This window comes from Clostridium subterminale (assembly GCF_039521425.1).
Taxonomy (GTDB): Bacteria; Bacillota; Clostridia; order Clostridiales; family Clostridiaceae; genus Clostridium_J; species Clostridium_J subterminale.
Window position 1 is genome coordinate 1,065,975 of sequence record NZ_BAAACI010000001.1, and the last position, 20,997, is coordinate 1,086,971.

Sequence of the window (20,997 nt, forward strand, 5' to 3'; positions counted from 1 at the left end):
ATTATTCACCCTCCCCTTGATGGATTGCTGCAAATAAACTACGAAGTCTTATTTGTACCGCTCCTAAATTAGTAATTTCATCTATCTTAATTTGGGTGTATATCTTATTTGAATCTTCTAAAATTTCTCTTACTTCATCTGTAGTTATTGCATCTACACCACAACCAAAGGAAACCAACTGAACTAAATTCATGTTAGGCTTGTCTGTTATATACTTAGCTGCCTTATATAATCTAGCATGATATGTCCATTGATTTAATACCTGAAGATTTAACTTATCTACCTTATGAGAAATCACATCTTCAGATATAACTGCAGCTCCATAGCTATTAATATACTTATCAATTCCATGATTAATTTCACTATCTATATGATAAGGTCTACCTGCAAGGATAATTATATCTTTACCTTCCTTTCCTGCTTGCTCAATAATTTCCTCACCTTTTATCCTTACTTTTTCAAAATATCTTTCATATTCTTTGTAAGCAAGAGCAGTTGCTTCCTTAACTTCCTTTAAAGATATATTCTTAAAATATTTCATCAATATTTTATGCATCTTCTTTGGAAAATCCTTAGGTCTATGAATTCCTATATAATCATAAATATAGGTTACCTTTGAAACATCCGGCATATTTCCTTCAATTACTTCAGAGTAATATGCAACTACAGGGCAGTTATAACAGTTATCAGCTGAACTATCTTGTATATTATAGGTCATGCATGGATAAAAAATTGTATCTACTCCACCATTTATTAATGACTGTATATGTCCATGAATTAATTTTGCTGGAAAACATACAGTATCTGATGGTATAGTGGTTTGCCCCATTAGATAAACTTCCCTTGAGGATGGCTCGGATTTTTCTACTTCAAATTGTAAACTTGTAAAAAACTTATACCAAAATGGATATAATTCATACATATTTAATCCCATTGGAATTCCAATTTTTCCTCTTTTACCTGAAATTCTAGGATAACTATCTAGCAAACGTCTCTTATACTCATATATATTAGTCACTTCTCCATGATTTTTATTATTTATAGGTCTCTCACAGCGATTTCCTCCAATATACTTTCTACTTTCTCCAAAGGTATTTATAGTTAATCTACAATGATTATTACATAGCCCACAGTTAGTCATTTTTACTTCATGGTTAAAATTTCTTAGTTCATTCTTATTAAGAAGAGTACTCTTCTCTTTATTTTTTTCCTTAGCATATAAAGCTGCTCCATAAGCACCCATAAGCCCAGAAATTGTAGGTCTAAGAACTTGTACATTTAATTCTTGTTCAAAGGCACGAAGCACAGCATCATTTAGAAAAGTTCCTCCTTGAACTACAATGTTTTTTCCTAAGGATTCTGCATTACTGGCACGAATTACTTTATAAAGTGCATTTTTAACCACACTAACAGATAATCCTGCTGATATATCTTCTATGGTAGCCCCATCCTTCTGCACCTGCTTTACTGAAGAATTCATAAATACAGTACATCTAGAACCTAAATCTACTGGATTTTTAGAGAATAATCCTAATTGAGCGAATTCTTCCACTGAATATCCTAGAGCATTAGCAAATGTCTGTAAGAAAGAACCGCACCCTGACGAACAAGCTTCATTTAAAAATATATTATCTATAGCTCCATTATGTATCTTAAAACATTTTATATCTTGTCCTCCTATATCAATAATAAAGTCAACATTAGACATAAAATGTTTAGCTGCTGTAAAATGAGCTACAGTTTCTACAATACCATAATCCGCTTTAAAGGCATTTTTTATTAATTGTTCACCATATCCAGTTGCTGCAACAGCTGAAATTTTAACTTCTGGATATGTATTATATAAATTTTCTAAGTATTCCTTGACTACCTCTACAGCATTTCCACTATTAGGTCTATAAATTGAAGATACAATTTCTTTATTATCATTAATAGCAACAATCTTTATAGTAGTAGAACCAGAATCTATTCCTATAGTTATTGGTGATGAAATATCTATTCCATCCTTTATCAATACCTTACTTTTTTCATGTCTAAGCTTAAACTCATCATAGGCTTCTTTTGTTGTAAATAGTGGTGGTGCCATAGTATAAGTCTCTTCTTCCTTATAACTATTTAAAGTAATAATCAAGTTATCTATATCTACTTTTTCACTTGCATAGTAGGCTGCTCCTAAAGCAACATAATATAGTGAATTATCTGGACACTTTCCTGTTAACCTCAAAGTTTTATCAAAGGCTTTTCTCAATTCTGAGTTAAAGCTTAGTGGTCCTCCAAGATATAATACATTACCTTTTATAACTCTACCTTGAGCTAACCCTGCAATAGTTTGATTTACAACAGCAAAGAAAATACTCGCAGATAAATCACTTTTTACTACCCCTTGATTTAAAAGAGGTTGAATATCTGACTTAGCAAAAACTCCGCATCTAGAAGCAATAGTATAAATCTTATTATAATGCTTAGCAGCTTCATTCATTTCTTCTAAGGACATATTTAACAAAGTAGCCATTTGGTCAATAAATGCTCCTGTTCCACCTGCGCATGAGCCATTCATCCTTACTTCCATACCATCCTTTAAAAATAGTATTTTAGCATCTTCTCCCCCTAATTCAATGATAACATCCACATCATCTTCTAAAGTAGTTGCAGCAATCCTTGTTGCATAAACCTCTTGAACAAAGGGTACCTTCCATTTTTCTGCCATCCCCATAGCAGCAGATCCAGAGATGCTTAGTTCCATGGATTTCTCCCTTGGATACTTGTCTCTAATTTTCTTTAGCAATTCTGAAGTCTTTTCTTTTATATTACAATAATGACGTTCATATGATTGATAAATAACTTCTCCAAAGTTATTTAAAACCACAGATTTAATTGTGGTTGAGCCCACATCAATTCCTATTTTCATAGTACCCCCCCCTAAATCAATGCCATACTATATAGCTTTTAACCTTTTAAAACAAAAAATTAAAGATTTAGTTATATAAATCTTATAAATATTATCTAAACAACATATGATAACATATTTTTTTACTAAATAATATATATTTAACTATTATTTAACATACCGCAAATAACTATTTCTCCTTCTTTAGAAATTATAGTTTTTTAATTTCATAAATATTACTTTATTATTAAATATTTATAAATATACAATCATATACTTTAATTTATATTACTTATATAAAATATTTTCAAGTTACTGTTAATGTACTTTAAGCCGTTATTTCATGATATTTATAATAAAAAACAAGATATAGAATGACTTTCTTTCTATATCTTGCTTAAGCTCTATTCATCCATTTTCATCCAAAAATTTTCTATTTTTCTTATATCATTAGTTCTATTTTTAATAGGGAGAGATTCAAATACTATATCTTTATATGGTCTATTTGACAATTCACCAATTCTAGAATCTAAGATTGCTACTATCCCCTTATCATCATGCTTTCTTATTAGCCTTCCTACTCCTTGTCTAAGTTTTACTATCATTAACGGTACACTTATCTCCATTAAAAAATCTTCTGATAAAGTCCTCTTATATTCTATAATTGGATCTGGTACCGGAAATGGTAGCTTAAATATAATTAAATTTGATAATGATTTTCCAGGCATATCTATTCCTTCCCAAAATGTTCCTGTAGCTAATAATACGGAATTCTCATCTTTTTTAAATTCTTCAAGTATATCATCCTGAGAAGACATATGCTGTTGTTTTAAAAGACTATATCCTAAATTTTTATGTTTTAGTATTTCATAAACTTCCTTAAGATCACTTTTAGAAGTAAATAAAACTAAAGCTTTTCCCTTTGTAATATTCAGAAGCCTTACTATTTTTTCCGCTCCAATTTTTATAAACCCTTCTCTCTCTTCTACTGGATGAGGCATATTTTCTGTATAGTATATCATGGCATTATCATTGTAAGGAAAAGGTGATGGTTTTGGTGGTGATAAAAATCCTGAATTTGTTGGAAATCCTGTACTTTTAATAAAATACTCATATCTCTCTTCTTCACTACCTTGGTTCTTATCTGCAATGGTTGCTGAAGTTAATATAGTAGTTTTTAACTTGTCAAAATATAAAGAATTTATCTCCTTACTTATATCTTTAGGACATGCAAATATATGAATATCTTTAAAGTTTTCTAACCAAAATAAATTCTTACTCTTTATATCTATCAAACTTTTTATAAATTCTCTAAGATTCTCTAACTCCTCTAATATTTCTTCACATAAATTATTATCACTATAAAATTGTATCTTATAATTTATTAAATCAATTTTACTATTCAAAAGTAAAAGCTCTTCTCGTATTTCATCTATGTTAATAAAAAACTTTTCCATTTCTTCACCCTTAGGTGATGAATTAATTTGTTTTTTTACTTGATTACTTAGTTTATTGAAAATAATATTTAAAGTATCGGTTACATTCATAAAAATTTCGTAACTTTCTCTTCTTACTGATGATATTTTTATAGTTTCAATTATATCTTTTAAAATAGATTTTATTTTATATTTGTTATAACTTTCAATTAAAGATGCTCTAACCTTTTCCTCTAAATTATGAGCTTCATCTATAACAATTAAATCTATCTTCTCATTTAAAAGCCCCTTTTGTCCATTCTTTAACTTTTGAAAATGTACGGTTAATAAGTCCTGATTACATAAAATTACACCATCCGTATTTAGCATATCTCTTCTTAGAGACATAAAACTACAACTATTATAATGTTCACAACTATTGTGATCTGTTGCCTTTACATTTACATTGTCCCATATACTATTATCTACATCTAATTTGATATTTTTTCTATCGACTACTCCATTATTTATATAATTACATAATATTTCCATATCATCATTAAAATCTTTTCTATGAATCTCTTTAAAATATTTATCTACTCTACTTTTGCATGCAAAATGAGTCATGCCTTTAGCTAAAACTATTTCTGGTTTATGATTTATATAGGAACAAATTCTTTTAACATCTTTAATAAGTTGCTCTTGCAAAGCTATAGTTGATGTAGCAATTAATACAGGTTTATTAAAAAGCTTATTATAATAAAGTAAGGGAACTATATATGCATAGGATTTTCCTATTCCTACTCCTGCTTCCACTATAGTATGTTCTCTATCAGCTATGGCATTACATATATCTAAAGCCATGTCTTCTTGTCCTTCTCTTTGCTCAAAACCTAGCTTAGGAATTTTATTCATAAAAAAATTCCATACTAGCTGTTGTAATTCATCTTCCTTAGAAAATTTCATCTCCAATGTCTTACTATCTTCTGAAAACCAAAACATATATATCCCTCCTCTTGTTAAACCTTTTAATAACATAGCTATATTTTCACATTTTTCTTCTTAAAATACAACCGTAGATTTCTATATTTAATTTCTTAAACATAGAAAAAGATGTGATTAAATAGATAAATCTATTTAATCACATCTTAATGCCATACTCTCATCTGTACATTTATTTATCTAGTAAATCTAAGTACTCTTCATATCCCTCTTCCTTCATCTTATCACTTTGAATAAATTTAAGTGAAGCTGAATTTATACAATACCTTAATCCACCTAGTTCATCAGGTCCATCACAGAATACATGCCCTAAGTGAGAATCTCCATTTTTACTTCTCACTTCCGTCCTAACCACTCCATGACTTTTATCTATATTTTCTTTAATAAAATCTCTATCAATTGGCTTTGAAAAAGCTGGCCATCCACATCCTGAATTAAACTTATCACTAGATATAAATAAAGGTTCTCCTGTTGTTATATCTACATAAATACCTTCTTCATAAAAATCAAAGTATTCATTTATATAAGGTAGCTCAGTTCCATTTTCTTGAGTTACGTTATATTGCTCCTTGGTTAATATTTTTTTCAACTCTTCCTTACTTCTTTTCATATATTTATTATCCATACCATATTAACCTCCTAAATACAAAACAGTTTTTTTATTTAATATTTCACAAATGTGTTATCCTATCAATATCTTTCCTTCTGGATACTTGTAATTGGCGCCTTTCTTTCTGCTTACTATAGCCATTACTACAGTAAGTGGACCTACTCTTCCTAAATACATTAACGTGATAATTATGATTTTTCCCGGTTCACTCAGCCTCTGAGTTACACCTGTAGTTAATCCTACTGTTCCAAAAGCTGATGTAGCTTCGTATAATACATCTAAAAAGGCTTCATTTGGCTCAGCTATAGTAAGCATCATGGTAACTGTCATTACTAATCCCATTCCTATAATTAAAAGAGTAATAGCTTTTAATTGTAATCCTCTAGGAATCGTCCTGCCGAATATGTCAGCATTTTCTTTTCCTCTAATTACGGAAATAGCTGTACATAAAATTATACCCAAGGTGGAAGTTTTTAATCCACCTGCTGTAGAGCCTGGGGAACCTCCAATAAACATAAGTATAACAGTTACAAACTTTGATGTTGTAGTCATCTTATCTATTGGTACACTATTAATTCCTGCTGTTCTTGGACTTATGGAAGCTACAATAGAGTTTACTATTTTGTCCTTAAAATTCATATTTCCTATAGTATTAGGATTATTGTATTCTAGAATAAACATGACTATAGTTCCTCCCACTATTAGTATAGCAGTTATTAATAACACTAACTTAGAGTGTAAAGATAACTTTTTTGTATTTCTATAGTTATAAAGATCTAACAATACAATAAAGCCTAATCCTCCAATAGCTATTAATGCACTTACAGTTAAAAGTATAATAGAATTATCATAATATCCTGTATAACTATTAAAATTTCCAAATAAATCGAATCCAGCATTGCAAAAGGTAGATATAGAGCTAAATATACTAATATATAAACCTCTAGCTGCACCAAACTCTGGTATTAGCTGAGTCGATAGTATCAATGCTCCTATAAACTGTATAATAAAAGTAAATAGCATAACCTTTTTAAGCATTTTTACTAACCCTTGAATATTAAAAGTATTCATAGCTTCTTGCATTAATAGTCTACTCTTTAAAGTAATTCTTCTTCCTATTAATACAGATATAAAAGTGGCAAAAGACATAAATCCAAGACCACCGATTTCGATTAGTATCATAATAATCGTCTGCCCAAATAAGTTCCAATGAGTACCTGTATCTACTGTAACTAACCCTGTAACACAGGTAGCAGATGTAGCCGTAAATAGTGAATCCAAGAAATTTGTAGCCTCTCCACTAGCAGATGATATGGGTAAACTTAATATTGTACCTCCAATAAAAATTACTATAAAAAACCCAAGAGCTAATACCTGCACTTCACTCAATTTAGTTTTCTTTAAAATTTTAAGACTTTCCATAAAATTACCCCCAGTCTATAAGTCTTCAAATAAACATCTTCTTATTTTAAATTTAATGATTTGTAATTGATTTCCTTCATACATCATATATAATTTATACACCTTATTAAATAGACTTTGTGATAAAATTTAACTATTTAACACGGATTTAACATTGCTATATATAATTTAAATTTAATATATCAACTTTAGTATACACAACTATTTCTATGTACATGTGTGTATATTTTTATACAATTAATTTTTTTAAACTTAACCTAAATAAAAAAAGATAAACTTATATTATTTAAATCAATAAAGCTTATCTTTTTTATATGTTTATGCAATAAGGCTTTTTAATTGTTTTTTTCTAATATATCTTTTATAATTGCTATTCTATCTTCCTCTAGTATATTCGCAATCTTTATTTCAACATCGCCATTTTTAAAGAATCTTTCTACATTGGAATCTACAATTTTAATAACCTTATCTGATAATTTATCGTAGGTCATTAAATCATCTCTGTATAAATCTACAATGTCTCTTAAACAAGCACCTAATTCCTTAGGATTTTTATAAATTGTTCTCATGCTATAATCCTCCATAGTTTTACAATAATAATTATAATATTAATGTATTAGCAAAAATTTATTTATTAGCTACTACATTGACAATATACATATTATACCCTACATTATTTTTAATTACCAAGGTTTATTTTACATAAAAATATGGATTATATCATTAAAATATAATCCATATTAAAAATATTAAATTTTCTTGACTTATCTAGCTGAGGTAAATATATTTTAGCCTAAGAATATTATGGTTTATATAAATATTTCTATACCCATTTTTTCTATAATCTAACTTATATACTTTTCTATCAATTTTATAACTTCCTCTCTGGAGAAAATGATACCTATAAGCTGTTCTTCAATTTTCCTTAAATCGATATTCTCCAAAGTGTCTGAAAATATTTTAACCCTTACTATTTTTCCTGACTCCACTGTTAAATTTATGTCCACATTTCCTATGCCAGTTTTTTCTTCCAAGACTACATCATATTGTGGACTTTCACCATAATTCCACAGCTTACTAGAATATTCATCATATAGTTTAGGTACATAGTTGCTCATATTATAAATATCTATTTTTTGAAAATTTCCATAAATATTTTTAAAGGAACTTACCAATGACTGTATTAAATTTTCTACTGTTAATTCACTACAAATATCTATTAAATTTATCACTCTACTTTTTACCGATTCTATGCCTTTAGATTTTAGTTTTAACTTAGATGGAGTAAGAACTTTTTCAAGTTTAGTAATATCTACATCTATCATAAGAGTACCATGGTGAAAATAATTACCATCTTCACAATAAAACGCATGTCCTGAAAATTTTCTATTATTCAAAAGTAAATCATTTCTTCCTGAAAACTCAACCTTAAAACCATACTCCTCTACAGCATCCTTTATAATCTGAAGTTGTTTATCTAAATTACTATCAATTTCCTTTGTTATAAAAGTAAAGTTTAAATTTCCCAAATCATGAAAAACTGCTCCTCCTCCAGATATTCTCCTTGCTAATATGATATTTTTTTCCTTCATATAACCTAAATCGCATTCTTTATAAGGATTTTGATTTCTTCCAATAACTACAGTATTTTCGTTTTGCCAAAGATATAATATGGTTTCTCCTGACTTTATATTTCTAAACAAATCTTCTTCTAGAGCTAAATTATAATAGGGATTAACTTCCTTTGATATAATTACTTTATTCATTATAATGTATTGCTCCTATAGATAATCCTAATACTGCCTCATGAATACCTTCACCTGTAGTTGGATGTGCAAATACAGTTTCTGCTATGCTCTCTTCTGATATGTTCTGCTGAATAATAAGAGTTAGAGTACTTATTAGTGATGAAGCATCTGGACCTATTATTGACCCTCCAACAATTTTACCTGAATCTAAATCTTTTATTATTTTAATAAATCCATACTCTTGACCCATAGTTAATGCTTTTCCGTTGGCTGCAAAAGGGAACTTGCTTATTTTTATATTAATATTTTTATCAATACATTGTTTTTCTGTAAGACCAACTGAAGCAATTTCTGGGGCTGTAAATATTACATTAGGTATGCATTCATACTGCATCTCTTTATTTTCTCCTAATATGTTATCAACTGATACAATTCCTTGGTGTGAAGCTACATGGGCTAATTGGATCTTGTTATTAACATCTCCAATGGCATATATACCTTCCACATTCGTCTTTAAATTACTTTCAACCTTTATACCTCTATTTCTATCATTCAGTTCTATATCAGTATTTTCAAGATTTAGTCCTTCCACATTAGGCTCTCTGCCAATTGCAACTAATACTTTTTCTGAAACTAAAAGCTTTTCATTACCTTCATTTTCAAATATAACTATACCTTCACCTGATTCAGATTTTTCAATTCTAGTAACCTTTGAGCTTGTATATATACCTATGCCCTTTGATTTTGCTATATCAAGTATTTCCTCAGAAACATCTAAATCCACCATATTAAGAATTCTATTTTCGTATTCAACCACGTTTACTTTAACTCCAAAATTTGAATACAAGAATGCAAATTCCATACCAATAACTCCACCACCAATTATAGTAATTGATTTTGGTAATTCTGTGTTACTAAGAGCTTCTGTACTATTTAATACAAAAGGTAGTTCTATACCTGGAATACTTATTTTTGATATTTTAGAACCAGTAGCAATAATAATGTTTTTAGCTTCAATAGTATATTCATCTTTACCTTTTTTCACTAATACTTTATGATTATCTATAAAGGATGCTTCTCCCTTTATAAGTCTTATATTGTTTTTATTTAATAGATAATCTATACCACCAACTAAATTATTTCTAATTTTATCTTTTCTAGCTATAACCTTTTTCATATCTAGCTTTATATCTTTTGCTTCAAATCCAAATTCTTCTCCGTTCAATGCTTCATTGTATGCTTCAGAAGATTTAACTAAAGATTTTGTAGGAATACATCCTACATTAAGACAAGTTCCTCCTAAATTATCCTTTTCCACTAATATAGTGTTTAATCCTTTTTTAGCTCCATATATAGCAGAAACATACCCTCCAGGTCCTGCACCTACTACTAAAAGGTCTATATTTAAATTTTCTTTTTTACCCTGTATTAAGCTACCAAAGTAATCAACTTTTTTAGTTTCTTTTGCTATAACTTCTCCACTTACTATAAGTAATGTATCTCCAACCTTTACTTCTTGTCCCTCTGTAACCTTTATTTCTTCAATTTTATAGCTTCCTTTAGCTTTTACAGGTGAATTTCCTTTATTTGTTTCTATCTGAAATAATACATCATTTAACTTAACGTTATCTCCAACCTGTATATTAATTTTACCTACTTTAGCAGATTTACTTTTTCCTGATAGACTTTCTAACTTAATATCCATTTCAACATCTCCTTTAATACTAAAAATATATATTAATTTAAGATTCTGTATTTAAGACCCTGAGCATAATACTCAGGGTCTTAAATTTAAAATCTTAATTAGTTAAAATCTTTTTCGAATTCGTCAATAGCATCTTTTAGTAGTGTGACAGAATATGCCATGCTTGGACCACCACCAAAGGCAACAGATACCATAGCAGCTTCCATTATTTCAGCTCTTATTGCTCCTGCTTCTAAAGCTTTATAAACATGGAAAACTATGCAATATTCACATCTGTTATAAGCTGCAATTCCAACACTAATTAATTCTTTTGTTTTAGTATCTAATGCACCTTCTGCGTATGTTGTACCTAATAATCCCATGAAAGCGTTAACATTCTCTCCATTAGTTTCTCCTAATTCACCTAGTCCATTCATGAAGTCATTTAACATTTCTCTTACATCTTTTTTCATATCTATACCCCCATATCGTTTAATAGTTGCTAGTGCAATTATTAGCACTGCAAGTATTTATGATATAAAAATACCACCATGGGGTGGTATTGTCAATAGCTAAGATATATTATATGTCATCCTTTGTAAAACCTCTTTAAAAACTTCTAGATTTTCTTTTGATATTCCCTTTACTACATCATTCTGAAACTCTTGTCCTATAGGCATCAATTCTTCTTTTAAAAATTTGCCTCTATCAGTTAATATTATCTTTGTTATTCTTCTATCTTCAGAATCCTTTCTTCTCTCTACCAACTCTTCCTTTTCCATTCTGTCTATAAGTCTTACCATTGAGGACTCTTTTATATCCATATAATCCGAAAGTTCTTTTTGAGAAATTTCTCCTGCTTTTCCTATATAAAATAAAGCTATCCATTGTACTCTAGTTGTACCATTCTCTTGTAATCTTCTATTAAATTCGTCAGCTAATTTCTTTGCACTTTTATTTGTTATAAATGCAATGCAATCATCTAAATCAAACATATATAATTTACATTCCCTTCTATACTTATTTAAAATAGCTAAATCATTAAAACCTATTACCTATATAATTAATTATCTTACTAAATATATAAATAGTGGAATAGTTATTACGGATAAAAGTGTAGTTATAAATATACACTGTGAGCCATACTTACCATCTCCACCAGAAGATAATGCAATTACAGGTCCTACCACCGCTCCTGGCATAGCCATAAGTAAAGTGCATATAGCTACCAACATTGAATCTATATTAAACATATTCATAGTAAAATATGTTGCTATAGGAACTAAAATTAGTCTAACAATAGATAAATAGTATAAACTAAAATCTCCTATCATTTCCTTTATGTTAGAACCACAAAGCATAGAGCCAATGATTATCATAGATATTGGAGTGGTCATATTTCCTACACTTTTTACCGTTGAGTTAATGGCAAAGGGTAGTTTAATTTGACCTACAAATATTATAATTCCTATAATTACAGCCCATATAGATGGATTTTTTAAAATGCTTTTACTAGCTTCCTTCATAGATATTTTCCCTGTAAACAAAGATACCCCTATGGTCCACACTAAAGCAGTGAATACCATAGTAAAAATTGAAGCATAAAACACTCCTATTTCTCCAAAAATACTGTTTAATACTGGATATCCCATAAATGCACAGTTAGAAAAAGATGTTGTAAATATAAGTAACGGTTTCTTTCTATCATTAGCTTTAAAATATATACATCTTGATAAAATAAGTAGTACTAAATGTATAACTATAGAATATAAAAATATCTTTATAGCATTTCCCATAATATCTTTATCAAATTCTAAGCAAAAACTATTTATTATCATTAACGGTAAAGTTATATTGATTAATATTGCACTTAATCCCTTCTCTACTCTATCATCTATAAAGCCTTTCTTTCTAGCATATATTCCTATAACCATCATAATGGATAGAACTAAAACTTGATTTACTGCATCCATTAAATTATCCCCCATACATAAAAAATTAAATTTCATACTAATTATACTCTATTTTCTTTGGTTTTTAATTATTATTTTATATTTATTGTTAAACTTAATTATTATTTAAATTAAATACACTTTTATTGCTTTTTATTTTTATATAATATAAATTAAATATATAAATACTTTAGGAGGTCTTATGTTTAATAATTTTATTCTATATTTAGTAGTAATAAACCTAATTGGATTTTTTATAATGTTAATAGATAAAAGGAAGGCTATAAAAAGACAATGGAGAGTTAGTGAAAAAGCTCTTATCTGTATATCTATAATAGGAGGTTCCATTGGTATGTTAGCTGGTATGAGCACTTTTAGACATAAAACTAAGCATAAAAAATTCACTATTGGTATTCCTCTTATCCTTGTTATACAAATAGCTATATTAACTTATTTTAGCAGTTTATAATTATAGAAATGGCTTCTTGATCCTTGAACTTTCAGTATGTTTTCACTGGTATTATATAGTAAACCCCTGAAACCCGCATGAATAGAACAAATAGTTAACTAGTTATATAGTTTTATAGCTTCATAGTTAACTATTTTTATAGTTCCATATAAAAATAGCTTCCTATACAAATATTTATATAGGAAGCTATTAATTCAATTTAAAATACAGTTTTATAGTTTATAGCAAGCTCCTACTTCACCTACATATAATACATGATAGTCCTCTGCTGGATAGCTTGAGCTCTTTATTGAATCAGATAAAAACTCTGGATTCATTTCTTGTTTATAAACTATTTTACATTCATAAGTCAATACATTAGATTTTTCTATTATTGGAGTATCTACAGTTTTAGCTGGAATTAGTTTTAAATTACATTCCTTAAATTTATCATAGTCTCTTCCTGATTTAGTACCGCAGAATTTAATTTCCTCCTTTAAGCTATCATCAAGAGGAATTGTTACAGTAAAGTTATCAGCTTTTTCTATAATAGAAAAGGTATGTCTATGCTTTCTTACTAGTACTGTAAATATAGGTTTTCCCCATTGGAAGCCAACATTTCCCCAACCTATTGTCATAGTATTAACTTCATCTCCAGCCTTTACAGTTAAAAAGGCACCTTTTTCATGTAGATTCCTTATTGCTACATTTAAGTCTTCAGTAAATAATTTAAAATCAACCATTCAAATCTCTCCTTAAAATTATTTTTTTATTTACATTATACACTTATTTATATAGGATGAGGTCATTGAAGATAATAATGCTCCATAATCTACATCAAAGGAAATTATATCACCAACTTTGTAGTTAGCTTCACTTTCCGTTACATCTAATAAAAGATGATCACTACTGCCACCTAATATTCTTATTTTTTCATCTCTAGGAGTTATTCCATCAATTTTTACGTCTTGTCTTCCCATTGAAATTATAGCTCTTTTTATTGTTCCTCTATCCTTAAAGGTTGGAACCTCACCAAAAGCATCCATGCCAATATTTCCTATTGGTACTGATGGCTTATCCTTAATTTCTATGATTTCACCTTTTAAGGTAAACACATCTTTAAACATTCCTGGAATATCTCTTCCATAAGCAGTTTCTCTTCCTAAAACCACTGACTCCCCAAGTCTTAAATTATTAATTCCTTCTGGAATAGTTTTATTCATTACCATATACAAACTACTAGAATTTCCTCCTGATACTATAGGTATCTTAATATTTAATTCTTCTTCTATAGTGTTTTTTATTTTAAGCAACCTTCCTAAATTTACTTCATCGGGTATTACTCCTCCATAGCAAGTTAAATTTGTTCCTATCCCCATAAGCTTTATATTAGGCAATTTAATAATTTCCCTGGACATTTCTAGTGCATCTTTCTCTAAAACACCTTCCCTTAAATCTCCTAAATCCACCATTAAAATTATTTTATGAGTTTTCTTAGCTCTTATAGCTTCCTTTGATAATGCCTTAATTGTATCTATCTCTGAATTAAGGGAAATATCACTATACATGATCACTTCCCTTACTTCACTAAGAGCTGGAATTCTAAGCAGTAGCTTTTCACAATTTAAATTTGCTATCTTTTTTAAATTTGCCACTCTTGAATCTCCTATGGTTTTTACCCCTGCATCTAAAACACCTTGAACTATATCGTGGTGTGAACAAAATACCTTAGTTACTACAGCTACATCTATCATCTTTCCATTACACATATTTAATAAAAATTTAGTATTATAGGTTAATTTTTTTAAATCAATTTCAATTCTAGGATATCTATACTTTACTTCTTCTTTCCATAACTTTTGTTCAATGGCAGTATTATAAGTTAAATTTTCTTGATTTAATTCTACTTCTGAATAACATTTTTCCATTCTCTAACTCCCCCTCCTTTACAGAAACTAAAAATTTAATTTGTCATTATAAATTTAAACTAGCTTTAAGCAATTCTATTGCAGCTTCCTTATTTTCTCTACTTAAAACTCCAGCACAGGCCATGATATACATATTATCTAGTAGTACCCTTGCATCTTTTGTGGGACGCATGGTAATGTCTCCCTTAACATCCTTTATACTCTCTAGCATTTCCTTGCCTTTACCTAACCTAGTTAGAGCACCCCCTGTACCTATGATATATTTAACCATTGATAAATCCTTTCCATAGGCACTAAACTTTCTTCCTGAATTGTATACTCTTTTAATTTGCCCTACATGTCTATCTATGGCAGTGTTTACAGCCTTTTGAGCAAGGACCCTACTCCAATATTTCTCTTCTTCTGTAGTTGGAATAGGTTTAATAAAACTACTTATACTATCCTTAGTTCTTCCTTCTAATTCGTGATGTTGTAAAAGCTCTAATACATTTTCTCTATTTACATATACCCCTAAATCACCTTCTACGGTACGCTTTGCTTTTGGTTCTGGAGTCACTAATATATCTAAAATTTCCACACTACCTTCTGTTACCGAATGAACATCTGTAGTAGCTCCTCCAACATCCACAACTATTACATCACCAATTATTTCATAGAGTAACTTTGTGGCTTCCATTACAGCTCCAGGAGTTGGCATTATAGCTCCATCCACCATTTCCTTAATTTTATCCATGCCACCCGCTTTAACAATATTTACTTCAAAAGCATCTTGAATTATTCCTCTAGCAGGCTCAACATTTAATTCATCTACCCTAGGATATACATTATCTATTACATAAAGTTCTCTACCTTCAAATATCTCTTTTATTTCCTCTTGGTTAGCTATATTACCACAATAAACCACAGGGATATTTAGCTCAGCATCTCTTATAATTTCAGCATTGTCTAAGGCAGTTTCCCTCTCTCCATAGTCTGTCCCCCCTGCAATCATTATAAGATTAGGATTTATTTCTTTTATTTTTTTAATATCCGTTCTTCTAAGCCTACCTGCTGTTACCATTTTTATAATTCCACCTGCACCCAGGGCTGCTTCCTTTGCAGCTTTAACTGTCATATCTTGTACTAATCCATGAACAGTTATCTTTAAGCCTCCTGCGGCGCTACTAGTACCTATCATTCTGTCATATTCAATGGATTCTCCTAACTGTTCCTCCATTTCATTAATTGCATTTCTAAGTCCAATAGTTACATCACCTTGTAAAACAGAAGTAAAGGCTTTACCTTGTCCTACAACCTCAACTCCTTTTTTAAAATTAAAGGCTGTTACTACAGTGGTTGTACTTCCGATTTCCGCTATTAAATATTCAACTCTCATAGCTGCCCTCCTAGTTTAAAGGGGATACCTCAAAATTTTACTAAGCATTAATCTATCCTTAAGGTAAACTTAGTTTAATTATTTGAGACACCCCCAGTACTTTATATAAATATCATATATTTTTTATTATTTAATCTAGTTTATCTAATAATAAATCTTCAAATTATTATTGTTCTTTTTTCATTAAGGTTTCAATGATAAAGGATGCAACATTATTTCCATGAGTTCCTCTACCAAAGCCTGCATCCATACCATGAGCTACAGCAATCTCATTAGTTACTTGAGTTCCTCCACAAGCTATTATGAATTTGTCTCTTACACCTTTTTCTATGCATAAATCATGAATCTTTTGCATGTTCTTAGTGTGTACATCATTGTGAGTGATAATAGTACTCATTATTATAGCTTGAGCCTTTGTTTCAATAGCTGCATCTATTAATTTTTCTACTGGACAAGAAGTTCCAAGATATACTACATCTATACCATATCTTTCAATACCACCATGCTTAATATCTATAATTTCTCTTAGCCCAACAGAGTGTTCATCTTCTCCAACAGTAGCAGCTACCACTCTAATAGGATTATTCTTAACGTAATCTCTCATTACATCATCTGGTAAAAGCTCTTGCTTTTCTGGAATCTTAAGTTCATCTTTTTTAATTGCAAAGCTTACTCTACCTTTGATTTCTACTAAAGTACCTTCTGCATCTTGCATAACTTGTTTATGAATAACTTCTACATCAGTTAAATTCATTCGTCTTCCTATTTCAAGGGCTGCAGCCTCTGCTATATTTTCCTCTTCAGTTAGGAATAATGTTGTAGATACATAGCCATCATTCTTCCACTCTACTTCTGGAATTATAGTTCCTTCCTCTTTACTATTTTTAGCCATTCTTACATTAACATTATCTTCTTCATCAAGTTCATCTATATAAACTATTTTGCTATGATTACATAATGTACATTCATCTATTGCATCACATGGTTTGTTATATTCTTCTGGAACATTATTATATCCAAAGTGAGCACATACTGGAGCAAAGTATTCTTTATCTCTTGGAACTACTGTATCAACAGCAATACCTCCATCTATCTTTCTTACAATACCATCACTATTTCTTTCTGGATATTCTCCTGAATCTACAAAGAATCCATCTTCTACAGCTTTGAAGTATCCACCATTTTCAATCATTTCCTCTAGGAATAATACTGCTCTTTCCTTAAGTTCTCTAACCTTCCCCGGAAGATATCCATCCTTTTTAAGCTCTATCATATCCATTAAGCCATCCATACCAATTAAAGCTTGCTTAGCTGTATTTACAGCATGGATATTATTATAATGCCAAGGTACATTTCTTCCTTCATCAGGAGTGATTGTACTTTGAATATCTGCTGAAGTAAGTTCAGATATTAACAAGTTTAATGAATGGGTTACTGTAGCTTCTCTAGTACAAGATGCCATGTATTTTGTGTTCATCTGTGCTCTCATTTTATAGTTTTTAAATAAATCTCTAAGTGCTACAGCATAAGGTAAATCATATCTTAAACATGGAGCTGGTGGTGCTGTTGGTGGTACTGTAGATAGTGATATATTGCTTTGTTTCATACCAACCTTCTCAGAGAATTTTGAATTTATAGCATGTTGAACCATAAGTTCAGGCATTACCTTATAGCCCTTCATTGCAGTTGCATTTGCATTATGTGCTCCATCTATTTGTAAAATATCAGCCCATGCCATTATATGTTTTGCTACTGCTGCATCCACGAAGGATCTAACCATATTTATGTTTCTGTAAAGTACATTATATTGAGGATCCTGGTGAGCTCCATTTATTCCTTCCTCTGCAAACATTACAGCAATATCTGGACCTGCAACCCCTGATACATAGGAGTGGAAATTTATTGGTCTTCCTACTTCTTCCTCTATCATATCAAGAGCTTTTCTTGTAGCTCTAACTTCTTTTCTAGTTATTGGAACTCCACCAGTTCCTTCTGGACTTCCTTCAATTAAACTATCATAGTGACTTTGTCCTGATGTTCTTATAACCATTATATGATCTGCACCATGCCAAGCTGCCATTCTCATTCTTCTAATATCATCTTCAAATCTTCCTGAAGCTATTTCTGAAGTTATTACAGCTTTTGGTTGAGGGTCTATATTAGCAAAGCTAGTTGCTGATGGAAGTGCTTTACTATTTTTTAGTGGTTTTGATATCTCCTTATATTCAAACTCTCCCATTGGCTCTTTATATTCTTCTCTCCAATGCCAACCTCTTCTTTTAGGTTCATACTTATCTAAGTCCTTAAGTATTTCTGCTACATCTATTTTCTTATTTATATCTAGCATTATTTATCCCCCCCAAATAAATTAGTTACTTCATTCCAGCCTTTTCCTTCTCCAAGTTCTCTACCAGCTTCTAAATATGGCACACTCTTTAATTTTGCATATTTTAAAACTACGTTTCCCATACCTTTTCCAAGAAGTCCTGATTTTAAGCCTTCTTGAACTATAGCTTGAGATTCTATACTTGAAAAGCCCATTCTAAGAAGTACTGACCTTTCTATAGAGGATGAGGTATTTCCATATGCTAAATCCACCATAGGATTTACTATTTCTTCTGTCAATTTCCAAAACCTTTCATATAATTCTTCATCGCTTAAACTTTCTAAATGTTTTCTTCTTACTTCAAAATCGTCTTCTCTTTTCACTACTTCTCTCCCCCTAATGGTTTTTTTATTATTTCACACATTATTTATCTTTACCCTATTTACTTATTAACCCTATTTCACATTAACCCCAAATTCTTTAAGCATATCTATTACTGTTTCTTTTCTAAGTTTTGTTTCCTCACATAAGAAATCTAAATCTACCTGTCCAATTTCCTTTTCCTCTAAAAGCTTTACTGTGTTTTTAATTAATGATTTTCTATAATCATCTAGCTCTTTATTATCTATTTGCAAATAAGATGGATCCTCTGGAAGTATAATATTTTCTCCCGGAACTTCATCCATTGGATTACCTCTAAGCACTTTAATTCCATTTTCCTTTGCAAAGGTTAATTGTGGAACTATATGCTTCCCAGCACCAGTGTACTCAGTCTCCTGAACTACTAAGATTGCGTCATCTTCCATCTCTTGAGCTATGACAAAGGCTGCTGCTAAAGAAGTGTTTCCAGCTGGTCCTCTTTCAAGTCCTTCAAGCTGTGCTAAAAGCTCAGTCATGTAGAAAACTTCCCCTTGTGGCAAGGTTACATATCTATCTAAATATCTAAGAGGTCTTGCTGCACTTCTTGGTACGTCACTTCTATCTGGCCATACCATGAATGGAATACCAAATCCAGTGTGTCCAGTAGTAAAGGATTTTCTATTAAAGGCTTTATCACTTGCCATATGAAGACCTTGTAAATTTACAGAAGCTCCAATAACTTTTGTATTACTTGCTCCTGCCTTTATAAGTCCTCTTGCTGTACCAGTAACATTACCACCACCTGCATGGGTAATTACTACAGCTTCTGGATCCTTTCCAAATCTCTCTCTACATTCTGTAGCTATCTCATAACCTAAAGTTTCAACTCCAGCTATTCCATAGGCAGAATATAAGGATGCATTATAAAAACCTGTTTCTTCTAAAGTCTGCAAATATGTGTAGAATAATTCTGGTCCTACTGTTAATTGTAAAACTTCAGCCCCTAACCATTCACATTTTCTGCCCTTCTCTAGAATTTCTGGTTGTCCTACTTTTTTAGAGTCATAACATTCTTGAACAATGGTACATTTTAATCCTTTCATAGCTGCTTGAGATGCTACTGCCGCTCCATAGTTTCCAGAAGTAGCTGATGCAACACCTTTATAGCCTCTTTCCTTAGCATCATACACAGATACAGATGCTCTTCTATCTTTAAAACTTCCAGATGGATTACAACTTTCATCCTTTACAAATATTCTAGCTGCTTTTCCAGTCTTTGATACCTTTCTTGCCAAGGCAGTAATATTTCTTAATTCTAAGAGAGGTGTATTTCCAACTCCTACTTCTCGTTGAATTTTCATAATATCACTTAGGGAATATCCTATATCTCTCATCATTGCTTCATAATCAAAAGCTATACTTCCCTTTTCATATTTGTCAAAATCCATTCCTACAGACTTAATCATAATTTGATTTTTTCTGCTCATAACTTCTTCGTACTTATTCATATCAATCACCTACTTTCTGTATAACTAATTATTGAAAATCATTTCCTTAGCTTGTTTTCCAATATAGGTTATTTCACTTACATAGCTACCAAAATTATGAGAATATGAAGGTTCTACCACCTTAGCTATACCCCTCATAGTTCTTCCAATAGTTGTAGTGATTTCAACTTCATCGCCCAGCTCACAATCTGAATTTACGAAACCCCTAACCCACATTTTAAGTGGAGTTTCCTTTGTATCTTCTGGAATTGCTGGTGATCTATCTTCACATTGTAATACAACTGTTTCTATTTCAATAAATGTACCCTTCTTAATCAACATCTTCACCTCCG

General features: G+C 30.4%; 18 protein-coding genes. 1 reads left to right on the forward strand and 17 read right to left on the reverse strand.

Features of this window, described 5'->3' with window-relative positions:
- Position 1 precedes the first annotated feature (1 nt).
- The 10 genes from ABDZ93_RS05440 to ABDZ93_RS05485 form a co-directional block, all read right to left on the reverse strand.
- Positions 2-2,908, reverse strand: a complete 2,907-nt coding sequence (locus ABDZ93_RS05440; RefSeq protein WP_343824350.1) for an acyl-CoA dehydratase activase — start codon at positions 2,906-2,908, stop codon at positions 2-4.
- 383 nt (positions 2,909-3,291) lie between these two features.
- Positions 3,292-5,304: an ATP-dependent DNA helicase gene (locus ABDZ93_RS05445; protein WP_343824351.1), complete on the reverse strand. Its 2,013-nt coding sequence runs from the start codon at positions 5,302-5,304 to the stop codon at positions 3,292-3,294.
- Between the two features lie 172 nt (positions 5,305-5,476).
- Positions 5,477-5,929, reverse strand: a complete 453-nt coding sequence (msrB, locus tag ABDZ93_RS05450) for a peptide-methionine (R)-S-oxide reductase MsrB (protein ID WP_343824352.1) — start codon at positions 5,927-5,929, stop codon at positions 5,477-5,479.
- 57 nt (positions 5,930-5,986) lie between these two features.
- Positions 5,987-7,336 (reverse strand): TrkH family potassium uptake protein, encoded by a 1,350-nt coding sequence (locus ABDZ93_RS05455; RefSeq protein ID WP_343824354.1) that lies wholly within the window; start codon positions 7,334-7,336, stop codon positions 5,987-5,989.
- 335 nt (positions 7,337-7,671) lie between these two features.
- Positions 7,672-7,905 (reverse strand): TIGR04540 family protein, encoded by a 234-nt coding sequence (locus ABDZ93_RS05460; RefSeq protein ID WP_343824356.1) that lies wholly within the window; start codon positions 7,903-7,905, stop codon positions 7,672-7,674.
- A 276-nt stretch (positions 7,906-8,181) separates the two neighbouring features.
- Entirely contained in the window at positions 8,182-9,102 is a 921-nt protein-coding gene (gene lplA, locus ABDZ93_RS05465) for a lipoate--protein ligase (protein ID WP_343824358.1), read from the reverse strand.
- Positions 9,095-10,789, reverse strand: coding sequence for a dihydrolipoyl dehydrogenase (lpdA, locus tag ABDZ93_RS05470; protein ID WP_343824360.1), 1,695 nt, complete (start codon positions 10,787-10,789; stop codon positions 9,095-9,097). The genes lplA and lpdA overlap by 8 nt, the downstream gene beginning before the upstream one ends.
- Positions 10,790-10,887: 98 nt before the next feature.
- On the reverse strand, positions 10,888-11,241 hold the full coding sequence (locus ABDZ93_RS05475) for a carboxymuconolactone decarboxylase family protein (protein ID WP_343824362.1): 354 nt from the start codon (positions 11,239-11,241) through the stop codon (positions 10,888-10,890).
- Between the two features lie 99 nt (positions 11,242-11,340).
- Positions 11,341-11,763, reverse strand: coding sequence for a MarR family winged helix-turn-helix transcriptional regulator (locus ABDZ93_RS05480; protein WP_343824364.1), 423 nt, complete (start codon positions 11,761-11,763; stop codon positions 11,341-11,343).
- A 72-nt stretch (positions 11,764-11,835) separates the two neighbouring features.
- On the reverse strand, positions 11,836-12,741 hold the full coding sequence (locus tag ABDZ93_RS05485) for an AEC family transporter (protein WP_343824366.1): 906 nt from the start codon (positions 12,739-12,741) through the stop codon (positions 11,836-11,838).
- Positions 12,742-12,922: 181 nt separating this feature from the next.
- Between ABDZ93_RS05485 and ABDZ93_RS05490 the strand changes: the two genes are divergently transcribed.
- Entirely contained in the window at positions 12,923-13,189 is a 267-nt protein-coding gene (locus ABDZ93_RS05490; protein WP_343824367.1) for a DUF1294 domain-containing protein, read from the forward strand.
- A gap of 212 nt (positions 13,190-13,401) precedes the next feature.
- Here ABDZ93_RS05490 and ABDZ93_RS05495 read toward each other — a convergent pair whose 3' ends face one another.
- The 7 genes from ABDZ93_RS05495 to ortA form a co-directional block, all read right to left on the reverse strand.
- Positions 13,402-13,911, reverse strand: coding sequence for a flavin reductase family protein (locus tag ABDZ93_RS05495; protein WP_343824368.1), 510 nt, complete (start codon positions 13,909-13,911; stop codon positions 13,402-13,404).
- Between the two features lie 30 nt (positions 13,912-13,941).
- Positions 13,942-15,096: an ornithine racemase Orr gene (gene orr / locus ABDZ93_RS05500; protein WP_343824370.1), complete on the reverse strand. Its 1,155-nt coding sequence runs from the start codon at positions 15,094-15,096 to the stop codon at positions 13,942-13,944.
- Between the two features lie 46 nt (positions 15,097-15,142).
- Positions 15,143-16,471, reverse strand: a complete 1,329-nt coding sequence (locus ABDZ93_RS05505) for a GlmL-related ornithine degradation protein (RefSeq protein ID WP_343824372.1) — start codon at positions 16,469-16,471, stop codon at positions 15,143-15,145.
- A gap of 166 nt (positions 16,472-16,637) precedes the next feature.
- Positions 16,638-18,818: a D-ornithine 4,5-aminomutase subunit OraE gene (gene oraE / locus ABDZ93_RS05510; RefSeq protein WP_343824374.1), complete on the reverse strand. Its 2,181-nt coding sequence runs from the start codon at positions 18,816-18,818 to the stop codon at positions 16,638-16,640.
- On the reverse strand, positions 18,818-19,180 hold the full coding sequence (locus tag ABDZ93_RS05515; protein WP_343824376.1) for an ornithine aminomutase subunit alpha: 363 nt from the start codon (positions 19,178-19,180) through the stop codon (positions 18,818-18,820). Before ABDZ93_RS05515 ends, oraE begins: the two co-directional genes overlap by 1 nt.
- Positions 19,181-19,252: 72 nt before the next feature.
- A complete protein-coding gene (ortB, locus tag ABDZ93_RS05520) occupies positions 19,253-20,665 on the reverse strand; it encodes a 2-amino-4-oxopentanoate thiolase subunit OrtB (RefSeq protein ID WP_343824378.1) in 1,413 nt (470 codons plus the stop codon).
- A gap of 24 nt (positions 20,666-20,689) precedes the next feature.
- The gene (ortA, locus tag ABDZ93_RS05525) at positions 20,690-20,986 is read right to left on the reverse strand and encodes a 2-amino-4-oxopentanoate thiolase subunit OrtA (protein WP_343824380.1); all 297 of its coding nucleotides are present in this window, start codon (positions 20,984-20,986) and stop codon (positions 20,690-20,692) included.
- Between the last annotated feature and the right edge of the window lie 11 nt (positions 20,987-20,997).